Origin of the sequence: Helicobacter salomonis (assembly GCF_017979425.1) — a bacterium.
In the GTDB taxonomy this organism is placed as follows: Bacteria; Campylobacterota; Campylobacteria; order Campylobacterales; family Helicobacteraceae; genus Helicobacter; species Helicobacter salomonis.
The window spans coordinates 1-24,063 of sequence record NZ_JAERIS010000022.1; the positions used below are offsets into that span (position 1 = coordinate 1).

The window sequence follows — 24,063 nt, forward strand, 5'->3', positions numbered from 1 at the left end:
AAGCTTTGGTGTGCACAAAGACATCTTCAGGCAAGAGTCCCTGCTTGATGAACTCTTGTTTCTTGCGCTCTAGCTCTTTAGGCTCAACTGGTCCACAAGAGCAACTCCTAAAAGGACCAGTCGAATGCGTTATGTAGACTTAAAACTAGCTTTGAAAGACTCGTTTAAAAATTTGATCAGTACGCTGCAAGTAGTGGAGCGGATCGAAGCAATTTTGTAGTGTGGAGCGGGATACACTTTGCAAGCGGGCGTCAACTAGCAAACATTCTAATAAGCTTGCTTGTTGTCCTCCTTGCAAATTACCCCACACCTGCATGGCGTTTTCCTGCACGATCGCATAACTTTGATCCTTGCTAAAGCCCAGTTTGGGCAATTCAAGCAAAACCCGCTGGGAGTAGACTAGCCCGCCCGTGCGCTCCAAATTTGCGCGCATATTCTCAGGATAAACTACCAAATCCTTGAGCAAATTTGTCAGGCGGTGCAACATAAAATCCGCCGTGATGAAAATATCGGGGAATACAAAGCGCTCCACCGAGCTATGACTAATATCTCTCTCATGCCAGAGAGCGACATTTTCCATCATGGGCATTACAAAGCCACGGATCACACGGCACAGCCCCGTGATGTTTTCACTCAAAACGGGGTTGCGCTTGTGGGGCATGGCAGAAGAGCCCCTCTGACCCACACCAAAAGCCTCTTCGGCTTCGTAAACCTCTGTGCGCTGGTAGTGGCGGATATTCACCGCGATTTTTTCACAACTGCTCGCTAGCACCGCCAAAGCATTGATAACCTTAGCGTGACGATCCCTTGAAATGACTTGATTGGTAATGGGCGCAGGTTTTAAACCTAGAATTTCACAGGTCTTTTCCTCTAATTCTAGGGGGATATGCGCCATGTTGCCCATCGCCCCACTAATCATCCCTACGCCCACTTCCTCTAAAACGCCTTGCAAAGAGTGCACATGCCTTTTGATTTCCTCAAACCACAACGCCCAAACCAGCCCAAAGCTCATCGGTTCGCCATGGATGCCGTGACTACGCCCAATGGTGAGGGTGTCTTTAAACTCATAGGCGCGCGCTTTTAGCACCTCTAAGAGTTCTTGTAAATCTTTTAAGATGATTCCTAGACTTTCTTTGAGCAAAAGAGCTAAAGCGGTGTCGATGCAATCGCTGGAGGTGATGCCATAGTGAAAGAAACGCTCGGCATCGCCTAAAGTCTTGCTGACCGCTTGGATAAAGGCGATGACATCGTGTTTGGTGATTTGCTCAAAGGCATGGATATCTCCAAGTTGAAAGCTAGCCTGCTGGATGGTTTCACAAGTTTGAGCGTCTATGAGCCCTAAGGCATGCCAGCTTTTAGCGACCGCCTTTTCCACCCGTAGATAAGTTTCAAATTTATGCTGTTCGCTCCAAAGACGCGTCATCGCCTCGCGGGCGTAACGCTCTACCATTAAACTTTTGCCTCTTCTCTGCGTTGCAAATATTCCCAACGCGCATCGACATCTTTCTGAAGTGCCTCGATGATGTGCTCATTTTCCTTTTTAAAGAGGTGGGCGAAGCGTTTTTGGGGCCCCAGATAATCGCGCACGGGCAAGACATTACGCGGGCGGTAGGTGATTTTAAGCTCTTGTCCATGGAAAATCTCAAAGAGGGGGAAGATCAGACAATCCACCGCTAAATCAGTCATCTCAATGGCTAAAGAAGAATGGTATCGCCACTCTGTTGGGCAAGGACTAAGCGCGTTAATAAAGCAAGGTCCCTCCGTGTCTAGGGCGGTTTTGATCTTTTTATTCATGTCCTTCCACTTATTAGGGGCCAACTGGGCAGCATAGGGAATGCCGTGGGCTGCCATGATCAAGGTTAAGTCTTTTTTACGCTCTTTTTTCCCAAAGCTCACTTTGCCTGCAGGTGTGGTGCTCGTGCTTGCTCCCATAGGCGTGCTCCCACTGCGCTGACCCCCCGTATTCGCATAGTTTTCATTGTCTAAACAAATATAAGTCATGTCATGCCCGCGCTCCATACACCCGCTGATAAATTGGAAACCGATGTCATAACTCGCGCCATCACCTCCAAAAGCGACAAATTTAGGGCGTTGCCCCGTGTATTTGCCCTTGCGCGCCAAGGCCTTATACATGCTCTCCACCCCGCTAACCGCAGTTGAGCCATTTTCAAAACCAATGTGAATCCAAGGCACATCCCATGAGGTGTGCGGATAAACGGCAGAACACACCTCTAAACAGCCAGTAGAATTGCCTAATACGATGGGTCCCTCTACAGCGTTGAGTACCTCTCTAACAATGATCCCATGCCCGCAGCCCGGGCAGAGTAGGTGTGAACCCTCGAATTTCTCGGCAGATTGACTGAAACTTTTGAGCGTTTTAACTTCTTTAACCATGCACTCTCCTTTAAAAATAAGACAATTCGGGTCCGTTGAGCCCAATAAACTGCTGGGTGGGGTGGCTCAAACTTCCTTTTTTAGCATCCTGAGCCAATGCCTCAAAGATACTATCTAGGTCTGCTTGGGTTAAATCCCGACCCCCCAGCCCATAAATATAATTACTCAGCACTGGACGCTTGGAACCGGGGGCTTGATACAAACTAGCGGCAATCTCATTGAAGAGTGCACCCATAGCTCCAGAGGGCGAACTGCGATCCATCACTGCCACCGCCTTAGCATTTTTGAGGGCGTTGGCTACTAGCTCAAAAGGGAAAGGGCGCAGTACATGCGTGGTTACTACACCCGCTTTGACGCCCTTTTCACGCGCTTTTTTAGCCGCGACAATGGCGGATTCCCAAGTTGTGCCCAGCGCAAAGATGATAACCTCGGCATCGCTGGCTTGGAAGGTTTCTACTAGGTGGTATTGCCTTCCGGTAATCTTGGCAAAATCGTTAAAAATGCCCTCTAAGATTGTGCTAGAGTGCATGATCGCATGGTGGAGTTTGGCCTTGTGTTCAAAATGCCACTCCTCCTCCGCCTGTGCGCCAAAGCTCACGGGTCTATCAAAATCTAATAAGGGGTGCACGCTCACATAATCGCCCACGAATTTGTAAGCAACAGCATCGCTCAAGGGGCGCACATTCTGCACGGTGTGCGAAGAGAGAAAGCCATCTTGATGCACCATTACGGGCACGCGCACCTCTTTGTGCTCGGCGAGTTTGAACGCCATGAGAGTAAAGTCGTAGACTTCCTGGGGGTTACAAGTGCACAGATTGATCCAGCCACTATCACGCCCCAAATACATATCTGAGTGATCGCAGTGGATATTCAAGGGAGCAGCTAGGGCGCGGTTGGCCACATTGAGCACAATGGGCAAGCGCATCCCAGAGGCTTGGTAAAGCACTTCTGCCATCAGCGCAAAGCCCTGCGAACTGGTGGCGGTGCTCACTCTACCCCCTGCAGCCGCTGCGCCTACGCACGCACTCATGGCTGCATGCTCAGACTCCACGAGCACAAACTCCCCTTCTACATAGTCATTATCCTTAAACGAGCCATAATTTTGAATGATGGGGGTGGAGGGGGTGATGGGGTAGGCGGCTACAACATCGACTTGTGCCTGCCTGAGCGCATGCGCACTGGCCGTGCACCCATCCCATGCCTCTACCTCGCTCAAATGATAACTAGAGCCCATTGTAACCCCCTTCTGTGCGGTAACTTTTCTTTTTAACGCCCTCAGCTTTTTGAGGCCATTTGGTAAGCGCCTCTTCTACAGGCTCTAGGTTATCAAACATCAGTAAGGATTTAGGGTTGGTGGGACACACATCTACGCACACTCCACAACCTTTGCAATGCTCGTAATCCACGCCACTCATCTTGCCCTCACGCGATAAAATAGAAGCATCAGGGCAGTAAACCCAGCAATTAAAGCAGTTGATACACACCTCCTTATTGTGCACGGGCTTTTCCACCCGCCAGTGGGAAACACTGGCAGTGAACGAGCTCTCTTTGGTGTAAGTACGCTCGTTGTTGTGTTTGCTGAGCTCATCTTGTCCTTGCTTTTCAAAGGGGAAAAGCACAGCCCCGATTTCAAATTCTTGCCAATTTTTCATGATGATCCTTTATTGCACTTGTGCATAAGCCTGATCGATAGCCATCATATTAGCATCGATCAAAGCCTGAGGCATTTTTTTACCCAACACCTCCTTAAAGGTGTTTTTAAAAAACTCCAGCTCTAACATGCCAGAGACCTTCATCAAAGCCCCTAACATGGGTGTGTTAGGAATGGGGCGTTTGATGGTGTCCATGGCGATTTTGATGCAATTTAAGGTGTAAACCTTTTTGCTAGCTAAATCGGGCTTTTTTTCAAACAATTCGTCCCTGCTCAGATGCGTGGTGATGATATAGGTCGTATCGGGTTTTTCATTTTCTGTAATGTCCGCGATGAAAGTTAAACCAGGGTCGATTACCAAGACATAATCGGGATTCATAAACTTTTCGTGGTTTAAAATAGGTTCAGAATCAATGCGGTTGTAGGCTGTCATGGCCGCACCTCTCTTGGCTGACCCATAGACTGCAAAACCTTGCACCTCCTTGCCCGTGGTGGTGAGCACATCAGCCAAGCCTTTTGCGCCCGTAACCGCACCCTGCCCGGCTCTAGCATGCCATCTAATTTCTAGCATTCCATTCTCCTTGTGGCATTATTATGTAGTGATTACCCACCTGTCCAAGACAAGTGGGTTTCTTGTGCTAAAGACCCACAGCTAAACGATGAGGAATCTCCACAAGCGTAACATCGGGCAATCCCTGCCCTAGTGGTAACATTACCATAAGCCCAGCGAAACCCGTTTTGATCGCCCAAGACGATCGAAGCCTCCGCTGGAAACAATTTAAATTGCGTGGGGATTATACAGGATTTTCAGTAAATCTTGAATATTTTGCGCAAAACATGAGAATTGCCGAGAGTGAATGGTTATTTTTTGCGGATATTGCGCATATGTTCGCCATAGTGTTGGCTGAACACATGCACGCCTTGTTGGTTTTTGACAAAGTAGAGAAAATTCGTTTGGGCAGGGAAGAGAGCCGCCTTAATAGCGCTGACACTCACACTCCCTACAGGAGCGGGAGGCAGCCCCTTGTGCTTATAGGTGTTATAGGAGCTTTCATCCTCTAAGATGCGCGTCCGTGTCACTTTTGTATGAGAATACCTGCCATAATTCAAACTCCCATCCATCTGCAAGAGCATGCCCTTTTTGAGGCGGTTGTAGATCACCCCGGCAATTAGAGGCATTTCTTTGGCATTGGCTGCCTCTTTTTGGACAATGGACGCGACGATCAAAGTTTTTTCCCATTCTTGAGGATCATAACGCCCCAGGAGCTGTTGACTGAGTTTTTGATAATAGCGGTCGGCATGTGTGGTGAGATAATCCATCAGCGTGGAAGCAGAGATTCCTAATGTAAAGCGGTAAGTATCAGGCACAATGCCGGCCTCTTGGTAGCGCGTTTTAGCTTGATAGGCTTTGTAAAGGTCCGTTTCTGACAAATTGAATGTAGTGGCCAAATCTTGAATGAAAAAGTAAAGGGTTTCTCCTGGGATGAGTGTTACATTTTTATAAACCTTTTTAGAAACACTCAGGGCATATAAGAAATCTCCCTTACTGATCTCTTGTTGGGCATTGATGGGAATGGAGATATAGCCACTTTTAGGTGTTTGCCACACCCCAAGGCCTCTCATTAAGCGCAGAATCCACAAATCAAGTGGGTTGAGATCGGCCTCTACATGGCGCATCATGTTGTGGAGTGAGCCGCTGGGAATGTAAAGCATGCTATAGGATTTTATGGGTATACTCAAGTAAAACAGTAATGAAAGCCCCATGATCAAAGCCATTTCTAAGAGGATGCTTCGTTTTATTTTTTTATGCGGAATCATTGGCGCACTATTATTGGGCGTATTTTTGATCTTGAAAAGTGGCATTCACATCTCTTCTCTGCACTTGGGGAAACTTCAAATCGATCGATTGTACCTAAAACTTGGTAATAAATTTGTGCTCCATATGGGCAAGCTGGATATTTCCGCCTTGTTGGTGCACAAACCCGATAAACCTCCCCCCCGTGTTGATGACATTATACAAGGGGTGCGCTATGGTCTGTTGGCATTATCTTATTTTCAAGAGATCAAAATCCAAGAAATTGTGTTCAATCCTGAGATTAAGGCGCATGTATTTTTTGATGGCAAAACTTATGATGTCAAATTGCCCACTATTGAAGCTAAATTTGCGCTGGAGAATGCCAAAGATTTACACCTCGATATTCTACATTTGACCTTAGCACCCTACCATGTCCGTGCCTTAGGGCAAGCAGATTACTCTAGCCGCACCAAACAGCTTAATTTCACTCTAGACCTATTTCCACTCAATGATCTGCCTAATTTAAGAAAATCTGAACTTCAAGTGCATGCTCAAGGTTTAAGCGATTTTAACACACTGATACTTACCCTAGATACTAATGAAATCCATCATTTAGACTTCCTCAAGCCCTATTTCCCCCAGGGCTCTCACCCGGTAGTGCAAGAATGGCTCTTTGAGAACATTGAGTTTTCCAGTGTGCGTGTACAGGAAGCCAAAGCTTTGTTAAATCTTAGAGATAAAAAGTTGCTCAAAAAATTGCTCGATCAGGTGAGTGCACAAGCCATTGTCAAAGATGCGCAGGTGCGCTTTCAGCCCACACTCTCCCCTATCTTTGCTAAAGAAGTAGCCCTAAGCCTTCAAGATCGAACCTTATCCATTGTGCCTACAAATATCCGCTATGAAACCATGCCCTTGGAACATTCCCGTGTGCAGATCAGCAATCTAGGCAATGGCTCTCATTTAAGTGCAGATATTAAGATAGCCCCAAGTTCCTCGTTCAAAAGTGCTAAAAAAATACTTCAAGCCTACAATATCGCTCTACCCATCGATAAATTCAATTCTCTTATCAGTGCAGATTTGCTTTTGAGTGTGCAGTTCATCCCCCATGCAAACGCCTTATTGTCCGTGCAAGGCGATGTTGTAGTGCATCAAGGCTCTTTTTTACTCTATAACTCCCCTCTTTCTGCTGAACAGACTACTATCGCTCTGGATATCACCCCCAAACACCATCAAATTTTGATCAACGCCACTCATGCGCGTTACTACAACATGGCCGATCTGGACGCCAATCTCACCTTAGATTTCACGCAGAAGCGCATTTTTGGTAGCGCCAATGTATACAAACTCCAAATCAATACCAATAACGCCATCAATACTCAAACTTTCAATCCCCTGAGAAGCACTCTTAAAAATCCTCCCCATGCTCTTGACTTGGCGCGTCTTCCCAATCTCCTTGCGCAAAATAAACAAATCCTTGAAAAGAACATTCAAGCCTTTATCCACGCCCAGAATCAAGAAGTGTTCACGCAGGATGTGATCTACGCCACCTCAACCAATCTTCCTAACTTAGAATTCAGCCTGGACTTTTCACGCCCCCATGCCTTGAGTTTTAATTTAGGTAATTTGGATGTGGAGGGCAAGTTTGAAGCAGGTCTGTATTCTTTGCAAATCAAGGACTTGAGAAAATTATTCACTCTTTCCCCGATCTTGCGCCATTTTGGAATCAGAAAAGGTGCGCTCAATATCAGTACGCGCGACTTTGCACAAATCGAATTCTTCGGCACAATAGAACACCATCTTCCCCTCTACCGCCATGACGGTACACGCCTAAAAACGCTTACCTTTTTGGGCACCTTTAAACCTGATAGAATGGAAATTTTTACCCCAGATGGGGCGATTATGGGGCAGATCAAAGGGGGACAAAAGACTTTCTTTTTCAATGATATTAATTTCAACCTAGACGAATTCTTGGATTCGAAGATTCCCTTTGTACAAGAACTCCTAAGACCTAGTGAACACAAACCCACTAAGGCACAGATTCGTGATGAAAATACTTTTATTCGTGCTAAACAGCGTTACGAAAAACGCCACCACATCGTCCCCAATTCCATCATTCTCAGTGCTAAAAATATCACCATCATGTTTAAATCCTTCCCGCTTGCCTTGGACAATGCCCGTCTGGTGGTGCGTGATGGACGCGTGATGATCGATGGGTCTTACCACAATGCTATGCTCCGCGCAGACATTGCCCATGGAGATATTGTGCTTAAAGCCGATAATTTTAGCGGGGATTATCTCAATCTAGCACTCCAGAGTGTGCTGGCGCAAAACTTAGTGGGGGGTGGGCTTTATAGCTTGACGGGAGTTTATCGCGATCAGGTCTTCAATGGAGAATTGCGCATGCAAAACACCAGCATTAAAAACTTCAAAGTTCTGCAAAACATCGTCAATATCATTAATACCATTCCCTCCTTAATTGTCTTTAGAAACCCTCGCCTAGGTGCGCATGGTTATGAAATTGCCAAAGGGAGGGTAGTTTTTGGCTTGAGTTCCGAATATCTAGGGCTGGAACACATCCAACTTACAGGCACTACCCTAGATATAGATGGCAATGGCATTATCGAAATGTCTGGAAAAAAGAAGATCGATTTGTCCTTGGATATTTCTACAATCAAAGGTTTTAGCAATGTCATCAATAAGATTCCCATTCTAAACTACCTAATTTTGGGCAATAAGGGCAAAATCTCTACCCATGTACAGGTGGGCAAGACTCTCAACGATCCTTCCGTCAAAGTTACACTAGCCAAAGACATCGCACAAGCTCCTTTTAAGATTTTAAGGCGTATTTTTACCCCCATAGACATCATTGTCGAAGAAATTAAGAAAGGACTTGCTACCGATGACTCTGCTCGATTGCCAGAAAGACCAACGCTACACAATCCTTGAAATCAAAGGTTGCGACTCGTCGCTCAAAGATCGCCTCCTTTCCTTTGGGATTCATCCCGGAGTGGAATTCACCCTCCTGCAATGTTCACTGCGCCGCGCAACTTTTAGCATTGCCATTAACCAAGCGCAGGTAGCCCTGCGTTCCCACGAAGCAGAATTACTAACTGTGGCCCCCTGTGACTCTACAGACTAGAGCCCAGGAGATCAAGGCGCGCCTCTTGGCGCACTTTGAAAATCCTACCACAGAGCTAAACTACTCCAATGTTTACGAATTGCTAGTAGCCGTGATTCTCTCCGCCCAGTGCACTGACAAACGCGTCAATATGATCACCCCAGCCCTCTTTGCAGCCTACCCAACATTGCAGAGTTTAGCCAGCGCCTCCCTGGAGACGCTCAAAGGGTATATCCAGAGTATCTCCTACCCGAATAACAAAGCTAAACACCTAATTAATATGGCTCAAATGGTGTGCCAACGCTTTCATGGTGAGATTCCCAGCACTCAGGCAGAACTTAAAAGCCTCCCCGGAGTAGGGCAGAAAAGCGCAAATGTAGTGCTCTCCGTCTTTTTTGAGCAAAACTATTTAGCCGTGGACACCCATGTCTTCAGAGTAACCCACCGCCTAGGGCTTAGTAACGCAAAGACTCCCCTACAAACTGAACAAGAGATCAGTGCGCTTTTCCAAGAGGATTTAGCCCAGCTACACCATGCCTTTATCTTTCTGGGACGCACCCTTTGTAAAGCACGCAAACCTCGGTGCGCCGTGTGCTTTTTGGCAGATATTTGCGAAAATAAAAATATTGAGCTATAAAGTTAAATCCAATAAAATCTAGTATAATGCAGCTCATTATAAAAAGAGAAGAGCGATGGATTCACAAACAGGCAAAGATGTTCAAGGTGTCAATATCCAAACCAATCCAGCCCTCAGTGCACTCACACCTATCAATCCTAAGATCAAGAAGCAACCTACTCTCAACCCCAGGGAAATTGAGCTCACGACCTACTTAGAAGAACTCATAGAAGATTATAAGGGCCTGCTGGATATGGAAGTAACTTTCATGGCTGACTTAGGCGCAACTTCTATTCCTCTAGGGGAGGTTTTACGCTTCGAGCGCGGTTCTGTGATTGATCTGCAAAAGCCCGCGGGTGAGAGTGTGGATGTGTTTGTGAATGGACGCGTGATCGGTAAAGGTGAAGTGATGGTGTATGAAAAAAATCTTGCGATTCGCCTCAATGAGGTGCTCGATTCCAACGCCATCGTTTACTACATTGCCAAGGACATGTAGCTCTACTAGAATGTGGTTGCCTAATTTTAGATGGTTTGCATGCCTGTTGATAATAGTCTTGTGCACCCTCTGCTGTGCGCAAAACTCTTTGGAACACTTCCAAGCAGTCCCTCTTGAAAGTAAGCAAGGTGTCTCCGGTGTTGCCTTAGACTTACTCTTTAAAAGCCCCTTGAAGCAGACCCCCCAGATTGCCCCCAATCAAACCATCACACTTCAAAACATCGCCCCCTTTTCTCCTAAGGCAGAGCGCTTTCAAAGTGGCCCCCTCCAATCCCTAGAGATTTACCAACGCAATGACACCCTATTTGTTGTGCCTAAGAGCTCCTTGCTCATCGATGTACGCGCGAAACTTTCTGTTGATAAAACCTACTTGCGTTTAGAATTTTTTCCTCTCTTAAAGACGCTCGATTCTCTCTCTACACCCCCCGCACCCCAAGCGACTGCGTCTTCTGTTTCAACCAATTCTCCTCCTGCTCCTAAAAAGACAGAAGACTTATTACTATGGGACTATGCATGGAAAGTTTGCCTCGTCTTAGGTGTTTTACTCCTACTGCTATGGTGGCTCAAGCGACGCAACACACAGCAATTTTTATTTCCCAAAGTGGGTTTAGAGCCCAGTGTTACTTTCATCAAACCCCTGGATGCGACTCATAAACTTGTAACCGTGGAGGTGCGCAACCAGCTTTATTTGATCTTGCTCAACGCTAATCAAAGCGTGGTGTTGGACAAGATTACCTTGGATTTCTCGCTCAAGAAGGATTCGAACCGTCTCAAAGAGGATCTCATGGAAGAAACTAAGGAGCGCCTAAGACATTCTAAGTTGAAAGGCTCATATGTCTAGGGACTCCCTGCGTCGCAGACCAAATCCTCTGACCCTAGATAGAGAGCTGGCTGGTAACCGTTCAACCAGAAATTTTTACATCTCTTTACTCCTCTCCTGCCTGATTCACCTGCTGGTCTGGTGGTTGGTGGACTATAGCCGTGAGTTTTTCAAAAAACCCAAATTAGTTAAGATTAATCCTAGCAACCTCTTGGTGCTAAAACGGGGGCGTTCCTTAGACCCCACTAAACACACCCAGGGAGCGATGAAGCCCTCCACGGCCGCGCCCAAAACCACCCCTCTACCCCCAGCCCCAACCCCCACTCCCCCGGCCAAGTCTGTGATTAGCCCCACTGCGCAGAAACCTATAGAGCGCCCCAAACATCGTGTGGAAAGACGCCACGCAAGAGAACACCACGCAAGCCCTCGCAAGAGTGAGCAGAGTGCCATGCAGAGTCAGCACAAGGCTTTACACCAAGCCCAAGAGGAACCGCGCAAAAAGCAATCTCAGGAGAAAAATCAAGCGCAGCCAAGCTTTAACCCTAATAATCTCTCCTTCCTCCCCTCTGAACAGAGCGCCTCCCAGCCCACCCGCGACAAGAGTTATGAGCACGATAAGGGGATGGATAGCCAAACCCGTAAGGACATTGACGATCTTTACGGAGAGGAGTTTGGCGATCTAGGCACAGCTGAAAAAGATTTTATTAAGAGCAATTTAAGCGAGATTGGGCGTATCACCCAACGCTACTTAGAATATCCTAGTGCAGCAGGATATCTGGGGCAGGATGGGGTTGATGCAGTTGAATTTTATTTACACCCTAACGGGGATATTACAGGACTCAAAATCATTATGGAGTCTGGCTACAAACTCTTAGATGACAACACGCTCAAGACCATCACCATCGCTTACAAAGACTACCCGCGTCCCACCACCACCACGCTCATTCGTATCCGCGTGCGTTATTTTATTTACCGCTAATGCAAATCACTCTGTCTAATCCCCTAGACATGCACTTACATTTGCGCGAGGGCGCAATGCTCCAAAAGGTCTTGCCTTTCAGCGCACGCGCTTTCTGTGCCGCGGTGGTAATGCCCAATTTGAGCACCCCTATTAATACCACCGCGCGCGCCCTGGAGTATGCGCACCAAATTCAAATCTTGAGCCCGGACTTTACCCCTTTAGTTGCCCTCTATCTGCAAGAGAGTTTGAGTATTGCTGAGCTCGAGCGCGCTAAAGAGCATGGATTCTTTTTGCTCAAACTCTACCCTCAAAACGCTACTACCAATTCAGCACAGGGGGTAGGGGATATTTTGAGTCCTCAGATGTTAAAGATTCTGCGCGCTGCAGAAGAATTGGATTTTATACTCTGCGTGCATGCAGAAGCACCAGGGTTTGTGCTCGAGCGTGAACGGCTCTTCCACCCAATTTTAGACACTCTCTGTGTCCGATTTCCTAACTTGTCTATTATTTTGGAACACATGAGTGACGCGGCTAGTCTCACGCTTTTGCAGCGCCATGCCAATTTATATGCTACTCTCACTTTGCACCACATTGCCCTCAACCTAGATGCCCTGCTGGGTGAACATCTCAACCCCCATCTCTTTTGCAAACCCGTGTTAAAAACCCCCCGAGATCAAGAGGCGTTATTACAACTGGCTTTAAGCGCGCACCCTAAGGTGTGTTTTGGATCGGATAGCGCACCCCATTCCCTAGAGCATAAGCATGCCTGCGCCTGTGCAGCGGGGGTTTTTAGCGCACCCATTCTCCTGGAAGCCCTAGCCACCCTCTTTGAAAGACATTACGCCCTAAAAAACTTGCAAGCCTTTGTAAGCGACAACGCAAAGCGTATCTATGCCCTGGATAGACGCTTAAGCCTCCCCTCTAAATCTATTACCCTGCGTAAACAGCCCAGTACCCCCCCAAAGATTCCCGACCTCTTAGTGCCTGACCTACCCCTAGAGTGGCATATTGATGCTTAAAACATGGGGTTTTGTCCTTTTTGTGACCCTAATCTGCAGCTTTTTAGCCCAGCGTTCACCCCCAGAGTTCCAGTTTGCTCCCCCTCCTTCCCTGCAAGAGAGCTCTACACCCTTGCTAGAGCGACGCGCTTTGCCCGCCCCTCCTACTAAGAGCATGCACGCCTCTACTCTAGTAGCTCTCTGTGGCACTCACCTCTTGGGTGCGTATTTTGCTGGGAGTGCTGAGGGGGAACGCGATGTGCAAATTTACGCCAATCTCTACAATCTGGACACTAAAAAGTGGAGCCCCGCCTTTAAACTTCTTTCAGCAGGAGAACTCAGCCAACTGAGCGGAGTGTATGTCAAGGCATTGGGTAATCCCGTGTTGGTGGTGCAAAGGAGTCGCCTCTATCTCTTTGTGGTGGGTGTGAGTTTGGGAGGATGGGCTACTTCGCGAATCTATTTGCTCAGTGCCCCCCTCGCTTCAAAATACACCTCTTCTACTCCTATTTTCACTTGGAAATTTGAACAGCTATTATCCTTAAGTCCTTTTTTGAATATCTCTTATCTGGTGCGCAACAGCGCGATCTCTACCACAGATGGAGGATTTGTTCTGCCCATTTACCACGAACTTGCCACTAAATCTCCCCTGCTCTTGAAATTTAATTCACGCGCACGCTTGCAAGAGATTATTCAGCCCAACACCCTCAAAGCCCAGCTCCAACCCACTTTAGCCCCCTATGGCCCATGTGCTTTTCTGGCCTTTAGAAGCTATAAAGACACACGCCTCTACACCCAAACCTGCCAAAATCCCACCCACTGGAATCCCCCCCAAGTGAGCAATTTACCCAATTATAACGACGCACTCACCCTATTCAATGCCAATAATACTCTCTATCTGCTCTACAACGCCCCCCTGCCACACTCGAGCGCGAGCCGCAGCACATTGCGTCTAGCTCAACTACTGCCCAGTGCCTCTGCACTTAATCATTTCAAATTCTTGCGTATTTTAGATCAAAGCCAAACAGGTGAGGTGAGTTACCCCTGCGCGCTGGTGTTAGGCGATAAGGTGCATGTGCTCTACACCAAGAACCGCCAAGCGATCATGCACTTGGTCTTCAATAGCGCGTATCTCAAAACCCCTGCTCTATCTGCGCCTGAAGAGAGCATGCCCAAAAATTCCCCTCTAACTTCCCCGAGTACAGAGGGATGAATCTTGCCTGCCATGTTAAAGCCCACAGATTTTCGCGCAAGCGCTTTTTAGCTGCCAACACTCTGTAAATTCAATATGCGCAAAAAATTTCAAATAACATTCTTGGCAAACGAGAAAAAGAGCGAAACTAGGGTTTTTTTAAGAAAAAAAACATTAAAATGTGGGCATAAGGACGCGTGTTCTAACAGGTCTCTAGTACAATACAAGTCTTATTTTAAGCTATCAGGAAAGGGAGCGCAGTATGGAAGAAACGATGATACAACAAACGGGGCGGCAGAGGGGTAAGTGGCTCTCTGCGCTGGGTAGGACGGTTCCCGCCCTTGTAGCCTCTTCATCCCTGGGGGTGTGTGGGCTGGACGCCCTGAGTTATGAGGTGCATGGCGATCTCATCAACTTCAATAAAGTGGGCTTTAACACTTCCCCCATTAACCCCATCAAGGGGATTTACCCCACGGGCACCTTTGTGGAGCTCACGGGCAAATTAGAGAGCACGCTACACCTAGGCAAGGGCTGGAGCGTGAGCGTGGGGGGGGCGTTGGGAGGCATGCCCTATGATGGCACGCGTTACGATCGCTATGCGACAGATGTAAAGTCTTCTAACCCTGCGTTATGGAAGCAGTGGGAACAATATGCTAACCAGTGTAGCACTCAGGGCGGTCAATTTTGTTCGTCCATTGTTACGGGGGGGCCATATGCCAACGCCTACACTCCCGGGGGCATTGCCGACCCTAGGGGGATTGGTTACATGTTCATGGGGGAGTGGAATGGCTTGTTTCCAAACTATTACCCAGCCAGTGCCTACACTCCGGGCCAATCGCGCCAGTATGAAATCTACAAGGCCAATGTACAGTATAAGAGCGATAGAATTTGGATGATTTTAGGGCGTTATGACACCACCCAAGTGCAGATGATTGACTGGTTCTACCAACTCACCCAGGGGTTTTATGGAATGTTCAAGCTCAGTAATAAGCTGACTTTTCAAGTGTTTAGCTCCTGGGGCCGTGGTATTGCTGATGGACAATGGATGTTCCCCATCTATCGTGAGAAACCATGGGGCCAGCATAAGATCGGGTTTATTTACCAGGTAAACAAACATTTCTATGTCCACCCCCATGTGTGGTTCTCTCCCAAGTCATTCACTGCCCCTGAGGTCAAGGTCTATTACGACACGAATCCTGATTTTGATGGGCGTGGTTTCCGATCCCAGACAACTTTCTATGGCATGTATGTCTACCAATGGGAGAATGATTATATTCCAGGCATTGGGCATGTGGGGCGTTATGGGGCGGCGCGTTATAATACTTGGGATCCTTTCTTAGATCATGGCAAATGGCGGGGCTTGCAAGGTCCTGGAGGGGCGGTTTTGCTCTTCAAACAACGCTTTGATATTAATAACCATAACACCTCTTTTGGGGTGTATGCGGCCATTGGTAACCCCAACCCAAATATTGGGACCTATGGTAACCCCGTGGCCATCGATGGTGTGGAACAATGGACGGGTGGTATCTACTCGTTAGGGTTTGCCAGTATCAACAACATCACCGCTGCCAATGCGCTCACCGTGTATTGGAAAGGAGGAGGTGTTTATGGGAAATTCGATTGGGAGTTAGCCGAGCGTTACACTACGGCCCCGCGCGCCATCGGTCAGGCTCTAGCTCTATATATGAACTACCAGTTTGGCAAGCATGTCAAGGTGGGGATCAAGCTTGAATGGTTCTTGCAGGTGATTCGCGCTGGGTATAACCCGGGCGTGGGCTTCTTAAGCAAATACGGCCAACCTTTGGACCTCAACACCGGTCTTTTCTCTTCTAGTGCTTTTGCGCAAGGACCTGCCAATGTGGGCTATATCAATAAGACCATTGCCCAAGACCGCAGCCACATCATGACTCATATCAGCTATAGTTTTTAGAAAACACTCTGCCTTGCGCTTGAGCAGGCAGAATTTGCTATAATCGTCTTGTTTCATCGCAAAACAGACTGAGGGCCGTTCAATTACACATAGGATACTCGTTTTTTTGGGGCTTGTGTTAGCCCTTATGGGGCGCGCGCCAGCTTTTGACATGAGTTTAACGGGCAAATTGAGCACTTACACCAAGTTTGGCTTCAACAATCAAAAATACAACCCCGCTCGTCTCATTTACCCCACTGGGAGTTATACCTCACTCCTAGCCATCACAAATTTGAGCATGGACCTCTACAAGGGTTTACGAGTTGAAGTAGGAGGCATGGCTTCTGCACTACCCTACGACTCCACGGCGTATCAAGGCAATAATATTCCTCCCGGTCAGCCGGGCGGACCGGGGGACTATTACCAACAAGATGGGGGGATATTTTGGGAATATATTGGCTGGTATGCAGGGCATAGCGGCTTACATGTGCAAAAACCTCGCTATTTCATGGTACACAACGCCTATTTAAGCTATGACTACAAGGGAATTTTTGGGATTAAAGGAGGACGCTACGAGCTTTCCGATTACGATTGGTTCACCTCTTTTAGTCAGGGGGTAGAGGGCTATGTTAAATACAAGGATACGAAATTGCGCGTGCTCTATTCAGATGCGCGCGCTTCTGCTTCAAGCGACTGGTTTTGGCCCTTTGGGCGTTACTACACCAGTGGCAAACCCTTGATGATCGCAGAAGTGCTCTATAAAAAAAAAGGTTGGAAAGTCAACCCGTATTTTTACTCGATTTTTGGGCGCATGAATGCCCCTGGGATCAACATCACCTACGACACTAATCCTAATTTCCACGATAAGGGTTTTCGTTGGGTGGGGACTTTCGTAGGGCTTTTTCCCTTTTTTCCCCCCACAGGACGCGGCCCGGATATTATTCTCTTTCAGCAAGAAAACATGGGCAAATACGGCCAAACTCTCTTTTTCCGTTCCCGTTTTTATTACAACAAATGGAGTTTTGGAGGCAGTATTTATAAAAACATCGGTAACGCAAATGGGGATATTGGGATTTATGGCGACCCTTTAGGTTACAATATCTGGACCAATAGCATTTACGATGCCGAGATTAACAACATTGTCGGTAAGGACGCGCTCAATGGCTTTGTGTATTTTGGATCGCATTACCGCGGATTTACATGGAAAGTTCTAGGGCGACTCACGGGATCGCCTCGCGCCAATGAACAGAGTGTCGCATTATTTTTGAATTACTTTTGGAGCAAGTATAATCTGGAATTCGATCTCAAGCTCGAATACTATAACAATGTAACTAAAAAGGGCTATTGCATTGGTTACTGCAGCTCCTGGGGGACGTTTCCTCTGCCGCGCAATGTCAATTCCGATCGCAGCCATCTGATGTTCACGCTCACCTACGGCTTCCAAATCTTTTGAAGAACATGTCCTAAAGTGGTGTTGAATCACCGCTTGACAGCTAAAATTAGACCAGCCAAAAAGCTTGTGGTTCTTTCTTTGAATAGAGATTAATATTTATAGAAAGCAGGCTTTAACCCTTAGCATAGAGGCGCTAAGACCCACCTGGTGGGCAAGCCTTGATGATCCCCCAACCCCATAAGCGACTAAACCATGGGGAGCACGCTAACAAACTCAGCTCTCAAGAACAAGAGACTCTAATGCGCCCTTCCAAGGGATAACTCTCTAACTAAAGCGCGCAAAAGTCCCAACGGATACCAATGCAAAAAGCCTTGTGTTTTGAGTACCTGTAAACTAGTAAGCGCGGTGTTGCATGCACTTGATTTCGATTTCCTCAGCAACTGGAGTAGCTTGGTGATGGATGAGATCCACTTTCACCAAATCGCCCTTCTTGAGATCGGCAAATTTTTTCGCACTATCCCAACCCATGCCACAGGAATCCTGCTCGATTTTCGTGTAGGGCATCACCCCAATCACCATGCCATTGACAGCAATGGTCTTTTGCGCGTCGTTAACTTCTTCAATGATTCCTTTGAAATCAGACGCATACAGCGATCCCAAGCCGGCCACCAAAAGACCCATTAGCACTTTTTTCATACTCACTCCTTCTTAAAATAGTATTGTAAGTGGGAGTATAAAGATACCAAGCTAAAACTTTCCTGATTCTGCTCCTAAAATCTGCAGTTTACTGACATTGGTGGCATTCTAAAGATCGATCCAGCACATTTTTATCTTCTAAACTAGGGCTTTGGGTGCGCAAATAATAGGTAGATTTGAGTCCTAATTTCCAAGCTAAATGGTAAATTTCATGTAAGAGCTTCCCATGAGCTTGTTCGATGCGTAAAAAAAGATTTAAACTCTGCCCTTGATCGATCCAGCGTTGGCGCACAGCAGCCAGTTCTACCACCTTTTTAGGGTCGATGTCATAGGCCGAAGTGTAGTATTTCCAAGTGTCTAAACTCAAATGAGGCACAACCACAGGGATAAACCCGCTCAAATTTTCCTCCACCCATTTCTTTTGATAAATAGGCTCGATAGTCTGGGTGGTGCCTACTAAAATAGAAATCGAACTGGTGGGCGCAATTGCCATCAAGTACCCATTGCGCAAACCATGCTCTTTTACGCGCGCCTTTAAACCCTCCCAATCACAACTAGGCGCTGGGAAATCCCCGCGTGCATGATCCATAGGAAAAACCCCCCTACTCCACGCCGAGCCCTCAAACAAACCATAAGCTCCACGCTCTTGGGCTAAAGCACAACTTGCATTGATGGCCTCATAGCTGATTTTTTCCATCACATGGTTAATTTTTTGCACATGCGCATCACTGCCCCATGCGATGTGTGCACAAGCCAGCATCTGCGCTTCCCCCATTACGCCCAAGCCCACCGCGCGACTCTTCAAATTGGCGTGTTTAGCCTTAGCGATTGGGTAGAAGTTCAAATCAATAATATTATCAAGCATGCGCATCGCAATGGGCACTACGCGCGCAATATCAGTATCGTTATACACTTTACTAAGATTAATGCTAGCCAAATTACACACCGCCACATCCCCTCCCAGTGCGCTCTTATGAGTCATAAAAATCTTTTTGCCTCCCAAAGAGTCGTTGCTCCCAAGCTTATTGGCTTTTTTGCTAATGCCTGCATCGGTGCGCACATAATCATGCTCTTCAAAAAACGCCACACTACCATCTTCAAAACGCACTTCCACGCGATAATGGCTACTAGCGGTGTTTTGATAAATCTCCGTGCAGAGGTTAGAGGAGCGAATGATCCCTGCATGGGCATTGGGGTTAGCGCGGTTGGCATTGTCTTTAAAGCCCAAGAAAGGCAGTCCGCTTTCAAAGTAATTAGTTAAAATCTTGCGCCAAAGCTCTTTGGCTCTAATTTTCTCGTGGGGAATTTCTGGGTTCGCTTCATAGGCTAGATATTTCTGACTAAATTCTTCGCCATAGCATTGTGTAAGGTCCGCACACACATAGGGGTCAAATAGCGTCCACATGTCATCTTGCTCCAAGCGTTCCATGAAGAGATCGCAAATCCAGAGTGCGGGGAAGAGATCATGGGCACGACGGCGTTCATCCCCACTATTCTTACGCAAATCGATGAATTCGAGCACATCTTTATGCCAAATCTCCAAATAGACTGCGATCGCCCCCTTGCGCGTGCCCAGTTGATCGACGGCAATTGCCACATCGTTAACAATCTTTAAAAAGGGGATCACCCCCGCGCTCGCGCTCTTGTGCCCATCAATATAGCTCCCCAAGCAACGCACCTGGCTAAAATCCCAGCCAATCCCCCCCCCGTATTTGGAGAGCAGAGCCATGTCCTTATAGCTCTCAAAAATGCCCTCAATATTATCAGGGGTGCTACCCACATAACAAGAGCTCAGTTGATGGTTTGGGGTGCGCGCATTGGCTAGGGTGGGCGTGGCGCACATCATTTCAAATTTGCTTAATACCTCGTAAAATTCTAGGGCGCGTGTGTTAGGATCGCTCTCATTTTGGGCTAAAAACATTGCAATAGCCATGAACATGTGCTGGGGTAGTTCAATGGGATGCCCTTGTTGGTCTTTGAGCAAGTAGCGATCGTAGAGCGTTTTAATGCCCAGATAATTGAATTGCAGATCGCGCACGGGCACAATGGCGCTATTAAGCAAATGTAGATCAAATTTTTCTTTAAAACCCGCCGCAATGCGCCCTACCTGTTCCCCCTTTTCTAAGTAGCTTTGCAAGCTTTGGTATTGCATGCACCCATTGACGCGGTGATATAGGTCATAGAGAAACAAGCGCGCTGCGACAAAGCTCCAATTAGGTGCATGGGTGTCGATCCTATCCAGGGCTTTGTGAATCAAGGCTTGCACGATATCTCGTGTCTTCATCTTGTCAATAAAAAGATGTGCTTCTAATTCCAACTGCGCGCGATCGATCCCCTCTAAGTCTTGAGTCGCACTCTGAATATATTTGTGGATTTTGCGCGTGTCCAAAGGCTCAACGCGCCCATCGCGCTTGGTAACCATCTTGATTTTCATGTGTGTTCCTTATTTTTTAGCACGGCGGCGCGCAGTAGGGTCTAGCACCTTTTTGCGGATTCTCAAACTCAAAGGCGTTACCTCCAAAATCTCATCTTCCTCAATCCACTCCAGTGCGCGCTCTAAAGCCATACTTCTAGGTGGGGTAAGCTTGATTGCATCGTCGCTTCCACTAGCGCGCATATTGGTTAGGTGTTTAGATTTAATGGGGTTAACCTCCAAGTCATTATCACGGCTATGCTCTCCGATTACCATACCCACATAAACCTTCGTCTGAGGGGCAATGAAGAGCGCGCCCCGCTCTTGGATGTTAAAGAGAGAAAATGCGGTCGCTTCCCCATTTTCCATGCTCACCAACGCACCGTTTTTGCGCGCCTCCACACTCCCGCTAAAGGGGCGAAACTCTAGGAAAGAATGATTCATTACTCCCTCGCCCTTCGTATCAGTCAAAAATTCGCTACGATACCCGATCAATCCGCGCGCAGGGATTTCAAACTCCAAGCGAGTATAACCATCTCCAATGGGATTCATCGCCTTCATCTCTGCTTTGCGTTTACCCAAGCGTTCAATCACCACGCCCCCAAAATCTTGGGGTGTGTCGATTACCAAATGTTCAAAAGGCTCTAACCTTGTTCCCTCTTCCACTTTTACAATGACCTCTGGGCGGGATATACTAAACTCAAAGCCCTCACGGCGCAGATTCTCGGCTAAAATAGTGATTTGCAATTCCCCGCGCCCACTGACCTTAAATTTCCCTTCTCCCATTTCCTCGCATTTCATGGCGATATTGGTTTGCATCTCCTTAAGTAGGCGATCTTTGAGCTTATTAGCGGTTACATGCTTGCCTTCCAGTCCGGCTAGGGGCGAATCGTTAATGCTAAAATACACACTCATGGTGGGTTCTTCTAGGTGCATGGGGTCCAAGGGCTGGGGGTTATTGGGATCAACAATGCTATCGCCCACATCCACCGCGTTAAAGCCCGCCACCGCAACAATATCCCCCACACGCGCTTCTTCAATTTCCATGCGCGCCAAGCCTAAAAAGCCGATGAGCTTGGTGATCTTGCCCATCTCTTTAGACCCATCGCTTTTAACCAATAACACGCTTTCCCCCTTGTGCACCCGTCCATTGAACACGCGCACAATGCCAATCTTGCCCACATAATTATCATAATCTAGGGTAAAAATCTGCATTTGCAAGGGGTCTTCTAGGGCTCCACTGGGGGCACGCACATGAGATAAGATGGTTTCAAATAAGGGTTCTAAGTTTTTCTTTTCTTCGTTCAAATCCCTGATCGCATAGCCCTCACGCGCAGCAGCATAAACCACGGGGAAGTCTAGTTGCGCATCGCTAGCTCCCATCGCTACAAAGAGATCAAAGACTTCATCGACGACCCTATCTGGCTCTGCAGCAGGCTTGTCGATCTTGTTAACCACCACGATCGGACATAGTCCAAAACTTAAGGCTTTTTTGACGACAAATTTTGTCTGGGGCATTACACCCTCTTGGGCATCTACGAGTAATAATACCCCATCGACCATTTTCAACACCCGCTCCACTTCGCCCCCAAAGTCGGCGTGTCCGGGAGTGTCTATGATATTGATTTTTACACCCTTGTAGTGAATAGCGGTGTTTTTAGAAAGAATGGTGATCCCGCGCTCTCTCTCTAGCGCGTTACTATCCATCATGCGCTCATCGAGCTTATCGTGATCGCTAAAAGTGCCCGACTGAGTGAGCAAACCATCTACTAAAGTAGTTTTTCCATGGTCAACATGCGCAATAACGGCGATGTTTCGAATCTCTTGCATTTAGAAAATCCTTGGGTGATTTGAGCGCCGAGTATAACTAAAAATTACTTAAGTACTCGCGCACCTAAATCCGGAAGCCTAAAACAAGGCAAATCTCATATTTCTATTTAATCTGATAAACTTCTGGGGATAGCACTCTTGACCTCTAGCAGACGCGAGTAGTTTGTGAGCGTCAGCTTGGAGTGAAATTTATCCAAATTGCGCGTAAAACTCCGCCCTAAAGGGCTTAAGATGTAAGCGCACTCTAAGAAAAGAAAGGCTAACCCTGCAATAGGTAAGTGAGGTTAGTGAAAACCTGATGTGGCAGAGTTGGATGCGCTCATTCTAGCCACTAAAAACTAGCACGATGACAGGTTGGCAACTAATCTCCGCCCATATCAGTGGGTCTGTAAGTCTTTTGGGTTAGGGACTAGCCTTGCGGACTATAAACAGCAAAGCCTTTGTCAGCTCAGAAACGCTGGTTTCTGTTAGTTAGGAAGCTCCTCCCTTTAGGGAGGGGCGGTTCACGTAAGAAGGGGTGAAAGCAGTGATTCGGAAGTCTTGGGATTAAAAAGCTCCTTTCCCGCAAGTTCTTCTAAAAAGATCGTAGCATGAGCACCTTTGGGCAAGAAAAAACGCAATTCACCTTGGGATTCTTGGATATTATAGTTGAAAGCAATGTCCGTAGGGAAAACTAAGGCGTAGCGGCGATCGCCCTGGATATCGACCAGACCGCTGTAGAGCTCTTCAAACGAGCCAGCGACATCTTTGGCAAGTAACACCTTATGTCCTGGTAACAACCCTGTAGGGGCTAGTCTGTGGGTGTACAGTCGCTCTACATCCTGCCCTGAATCCTGATCGTAGTGGTAAAAGCACCGCCCAAAGGGATAATGGCACAGCACATCGCCATTTAAGAGCTTGAAATAGTGTTGCTGGGCCTTTAAGATTTGGGCTTGCTTGATATCAAGACCTTTGCACTGGCGCGTGATCTCTTTGGGACTAAGTATCTGCACAAGGACATTTAAACGCATGCGTGCGCTTAACCACTGATTAAATAAATAACTCTGCTGGTTAGAAAGCAAGACTTGATCGATCTTCTTATTACCAGTTCTATCTCGTTTGAAGCTATTTCCAAAATTGTCAAGGCGTTGTGTTCCAAAGTAATTAGGGAAGCCATAAGCCTGTAAAAAAAGTAACACCTTGCTAATTTTTTGGGCACTGACTGGATCAAGTTTCTTAAGGCGCACCGAAAAATGATTGCCCTTGAGATGCCCTAAGCGTAGTTTATGAGGGTGGGCAGTGCTTCTTAAAATTGTGATCCCCTGCTCGGCAAGCATGGGAACATGTTTGTCCAATAGGGCTTCACAACTTCTAGGCATGGAAATGTATTGCAATGTCATGGCATGCTTATCCTTGAGCCCAGCATAGCCAAACATCGATATATTACAGCCTAATACCTGTGATAATAGCGAAAGCATCTCCCAAGTGCTTTTATTTTTCTTGCGCACTTGCACGACAAGATGATCTCCATGTCCGTAGAAAGCATACAGAGGCTCCTCCTGCACCACAAAATCCCGGGGACATTTGTGGAAATGAAAGGCGATGGGTGCGTGACTACTAGCAAAAAATCTAGGCAACTTCATAGGAGAATCCATGTTAAGAAATCCTATAAAGTTTGTAACAAGAAAACTTGTCTGTGGAAGGAATACCGATACTTACCCCCCCCCGACCCCCCCCCCCCCTCCCCCCCCCCCCCCCCCCCCCCCCCCCCCCCCCCCCCCCCCCCCCCCCCCCCCCCCCCC

General features: G+C 47.3%; 20 protein-coding genes. 10 read left to right on the top strand and 10 right to left on the bottom strand.

The annotated features are described in order from the left end of the window. Window positions 1–145: 145 nt before the first annotated feature. The 6 genes from purB to mltG form a co-directional block, all read right to left on the bottom strand. The gene (gene purB, locus KCO92_RS05445) at window positions 146–1,450 is read right to left on the bottom strand and encodes an adenylosuccinate lyase (RefSeq protein WP_104696233.1); all 1,305 of its coding nucleotides are present in this window, start codon (window positions 1,448–1,450) and stop codon (window positions 146–148) included. After that, the gene (locus tag KCO92_RS05450; protein ID WP_104696234.1) at window positions 1,450–2,394 is read right to left on the bottom strand and encodes a thiamine pyrophosphate-dependent enzyme; all 945 of its coding nucleotides are present in this window, start codon (window positions 2,392–2,394) and stop codon (window positions 1,450–1,452) included. The genes purB and KCO92_RS05450 overlap by 1 nt, the downstream gene beginning before the upstream one ends. A gap of 10 nt (window positions 2,395–2,404) precedes the next feature. After that, window positions 2,405–3,628: a 2-oxoacid:ferredoxin oxidoreductase subunit alpha gene (locus tag KCO92_RS05455; protein WP_104696235.1), complete on the bottom strand. Its 1,224-nt coding sequence runs from the start codon at window positions 3,626–3,628 to the stop codon at window positions 2,405–2,407. Next, window positions 3,618–4,046: a 4Fe-4S dicluster-binding protein gene (locus KCO92_RS05460; protein ID WP_104696236.1), complete on the bottom strand. Its 429-nt coding sequence runs from the start codon at window positions 4,044–4,046 to the stop codon at window positions 3,618–3,620. Before KCO92_RS05460 ends, KCO92_RS05455 begins: the two co-directional genes overlap by 11 nt. Window positions 4,047–4,055: 9 nt before the next feature. Beyond that, complete coding sequence (locus KCO92_RS05465; protein ID WP_104696237.1) at window positions 4,056–4,616, bottom strand: pyruvate flavodoxin oxidoreductase subunit gamma; 561 nt, start codon at window positions 4,614–4,616, stop codon at window positions 4,056–4,058. A 290-nt stretch (window positions 4,617–4,906) separates the two neighbouring features. Then, window positions 4,907–5,809: an endolytic transglycosylase MltG gene (gene mltG / locus KCO92_RS05470; protein WP_233710527.1), complete on the bottom strand. Its 903-nt coding sequence runs from the start codon at window positions 5,807–5,809 to the stop codon at window positions 4,907–4,909. On the opposite strand from mltG, the gene KCO92_RS05475 reads away from it, so the two are divergent. From KCO92_RS05475 to KCO92_RS05520, 10 genes are all read left to right on the top strand, one after another. Next, window positions 5,808–8,786, top strand: a complete 2,979-nt coding sequence (locus tag KCO92_RS05475) for a YhdP family protein (protein ID WP_199766207.1) — start codon at window positions 5,808–5,810, stop codon at window positions 8,784–8,786. The two genes, mltG and KCO92_RS05475, sit on opposite strands and share 2 nt — an antisense overlap. Then, window positions 8,740–8,979: a FeoA family protein gene (locus KCO92_RS05480; RefSeq protein WP_104696239.1), complete on the top strand. Its 240-nt coding sequence runs from the start codon at window positions 8,740–8,742 to the stop codon at window positions 8,977–8,979. Before KCO92_RS05475 ends, KCO92_RS05480 begins: the two co-directional genes overlap by 47 nt. Beyond that, the gene (gene nth / locus KCO92_RS05485) at window positions 8,963–9,595 is read left to right on the top strand and encodes an endonuclease III (protein WP_104696240.1); all 633 of its coding nucleotides are present in this window, start codon (window positions 8,963–8,965) and stop codon (window positions 9,593–9,595) included. Before KCO92_RS05480 ends, nth begins: the two co-directional genes overlap by 17 nt. A gap of 55 nt (window positions 9,596–9,650) precedes the next feature. Beyond that, complete coding sequence (gene fliN / locus KCO92_RS05490) at window positions 9,651–10,070, top strand: flagellar motor switch protein FliN (protein ID WP_104696241.1); 420 nt, start codon at window positions 9,651–9,653, stop codon at window positions 10,068–10,070. 46 nt (window positions 10,071–10,116) lie between these two features. Beyond that, window positions 10,117–10,911 (top strand): hypothetical protein, encoded by a 795-nt coding sequence (locus KCO92_RS05495; protein WP_233710528.1) that lies wholly within the window; start codon window positions 10,117–10,119, stop codon window positions 10,909–10,911. Continuing rightward, window positions 10,904–11,869: an energy transducer TonB gene (locus tag KCO92_RS05500; RefSeq protein WP_210647462.1), complete on the top strand. Its 966-nt coding sequence runs from the start codon at window positions 10,904–10,906 to the stop codon at window positions 11,867–11,869. The genes KCO92_RS05495 and KCO92_RS05500 overlap by 8 nt, the downstream gene beginning before the upstream one ends. Then, window positions 11,869–12,870, top strand: coding sequence for a dihydroorotase (gene pyrC, locus KCO92_RS05505; protein ID WP_104694897.1), 1,002 nt, complete (start codon window positions 11,869–11,871; stop codon window positions 12,868–12,870). The genes KCO92_RS05500 and pyrC overlap by 1 nt, the downstream gene beginning before the upstream one ends. Beyond that, window positions 12,863–14,062, top strand: coding sequence for an exo-alpha-sialidase (locus tag KCO92_RS05510; RefSeq protein WP_104694898.1), 1,200 nt, complete (start codon window positions 12,863–12,865; stop codon window positions 14,060–14,062). The genes pyrC and KCO92_RS05510 overlap by 8 nt, the downstream gene beginning before the upstream one ends. 253 nt (window positions 14,063–14,315) lie before the next feature. Beyond that, window positions 14,316–15,971 (top strand): outer membrane family protein, encoded by a 1,656-nt coding sequence (locus KCO92_RS05515; RefSeq protein WP_233709824.1) that lies wholly within the window; start codon window positions 14,316–14,318, stop codon window positions 15,969–15,971. 127 nt (window positions 15,972–16,098) lie between these two features. Next, entirely contained in the window at window positions 16,099–17,403 is a 1,305-nt protein-coding gene (locus KCO92_RS05520; protein WP_104694905.1) for an outer membrane family protein, read from the top strand. 333 nt (window positions 17,404–17,736) lie between these two features. Here the strand turns inward: KCO92_RS05520 and KCO92_RS05525 are convergent, their stop codons facing one another. From KCO92_RS05525 to KCO92_RS05540, 4 genes are all read right to left on the bottom strand, one after another. Continuing rightward, window positions 17,737–18,039, bottom strand: a complete 303-nt coding sequence (locus KCO92_RS05525; protein ID WP_104694900.1) for a DUF5666 domain-containing protein — start codon at window positions 18,037–18,039, stop codon at window positions 17,737–17,739. Window positions 18,040–18,127: 88 nt separating this feature from the next. Then, window positions 18,128–20,467: a ribonucleoside-diphosphate reductase subunit alpha gene (locus tag KCO92_RS05530; protein ID WP_199766039.1), complete on the bottom strand. Its 2,340-nt coding sequence runs from the start codon at window positions 20,465–20,467 to the stop codon at window positions 18,128–18,130. Between the two features lie 15 nt (window positions 20,468–20,482). Continuing rightward, window positions 20,483–22,282: a translational GTPase TypA gene (gene typA / locus KCO92_RS05535; protein ID WP_104694902.1), complete on the bottom strand. Its 1,800-nt coding sequence runs from the start codon at window positions 22,280–22,282 to the stop codon at window positions 20,483–20,485. Between the two features lie 503 nt (window positions 22,283–22,785). Beyond that, window positions 22,786–23,904: a tRNA pseudouridine(13) synthase TruD gene (locus tag KCO92_RS05540; RefSeq protein ID WP_104694903.1), complete on the bottom strand. Its 1,119-nt coding sequence runs from the start codon at window positions 23,902–23,904 to the stop codon at window positions 22,786–22,788. Between the last annotated feature and the right edge of the window lie 159 nt (window positions 23,905–24,063).

Coding starts and splice junctions, on each gene's coding strand:
- purB (WP_104696233.1), bottom strand. CDS start 1,450: ATGGTAGAGCGTTACGCCCGCGAGGCGATGACGCGTCTTTGGAGCGAA.
- KCO92_RS05450 (WP_104696234.1), bottom strand. CDS start 2,394: ATGGTTAAAGAAGTTAAAACGCTCAAAAGTTTCAGTCAATCTGCCGAG.
- KCO92_RS05455 (WP_104696235.1), bottom strand. CDS start 3,628: ATGGGCTCTAGTTATCATTTGAGCGAGGTAGAGGCATGGGATGGGTGC.
- KCO92_RS05460 (WP_104696236.1), bottom strand. CDS start 4,046: ATGAAAAATTGGCAAGAATTTGAAATCGGGGCTGTGCTTTTCCCCTTT.
- KCO92_RS05465 (WP_104696237.1), bottom strand. CDS start 4,616: ATGCTAGAAATTAGATGGCATGCTAGAGCCGGGCAGGGTGCGGTTACG.
- KCO92_RS05475 (WP_199766207.1), top strand. CDS start 5,808: ATGATCAAAGCCATTTCTAAGAGGATGCTTCGTTTTATTTTTTTATGC.
- mltG (WP_233710527.1), bottom strand. CDS start 5,809: ATGGGGCTTTCATTACTGTTTTACTTGAGTATACCCATAAAATCCTAT.
- KCO92_RS05480 (WP_104696239.1), top strand. CDS start 8,740: ATGACTCTGCTCGATTGCCAGAAAGACCAACGCTACACAATCCTTGAA.
- fliN (WP_104696241.1), top strand. CDS start 9,651: ATGGATTCACAAACAGGCAAAGATGTTCAAGGTGTCAATATCCAAACC.
- KCO92_RS05500 (WP_210647462.1), top strand. CDS start 10,904: ATGTCTAGGGACTCCCTGCGTCGCAGACCAAATCCTCTGACCCTAGAT.
- pyrC (WP_104694897.1), top strand. CDS start 11,869: ATGCAAATCACTCTGTCTAATCCCCTAGACATGCACTTACATTTGCGC.
- KCO92_RS05510 (WP_104694898.1), top strand. CDS start 12,863: ATGCTTAAAACATGGGGTTTTGTCCTTTTTGTGACCCTAATCTGCAGC.
- KCO92_RS05515 (WP_233709824.1), top strand. CDS start 14,316: ATGATACAACAAACGGGGCGGCAGAGGGGTAAGTGGCTCTCTGCGCTG.
- KCO92_RS05520 (WP_104694905.1), top strand. CDS start 16,099: ATGGGGCGCGCGCCAGCTTTTGACATGAGTTTAACGGGCAAATTGAGC.
- KCO92_RS05525 (WP_104694900.1), bottom strand. CDS start 18,039: ATGAAAAAAGTGCTAATGGGTCTTTTGGTGGCCGGCTTGGGATCGCTG.
- typA (WP_104694902.1), bottom strand. CDS start 22,282: ATGCAAGAGATTCGAAACATCGCCGTTATTGCGCATGTTGACCATGGA.
- KCO92_RS05540 (WP_104694903.1), bottom strand. CDS start 23,904: ATGAAGTTGCCTAGATTTTTTGCTAGTAGTCACGCACCCATCGCCTTT.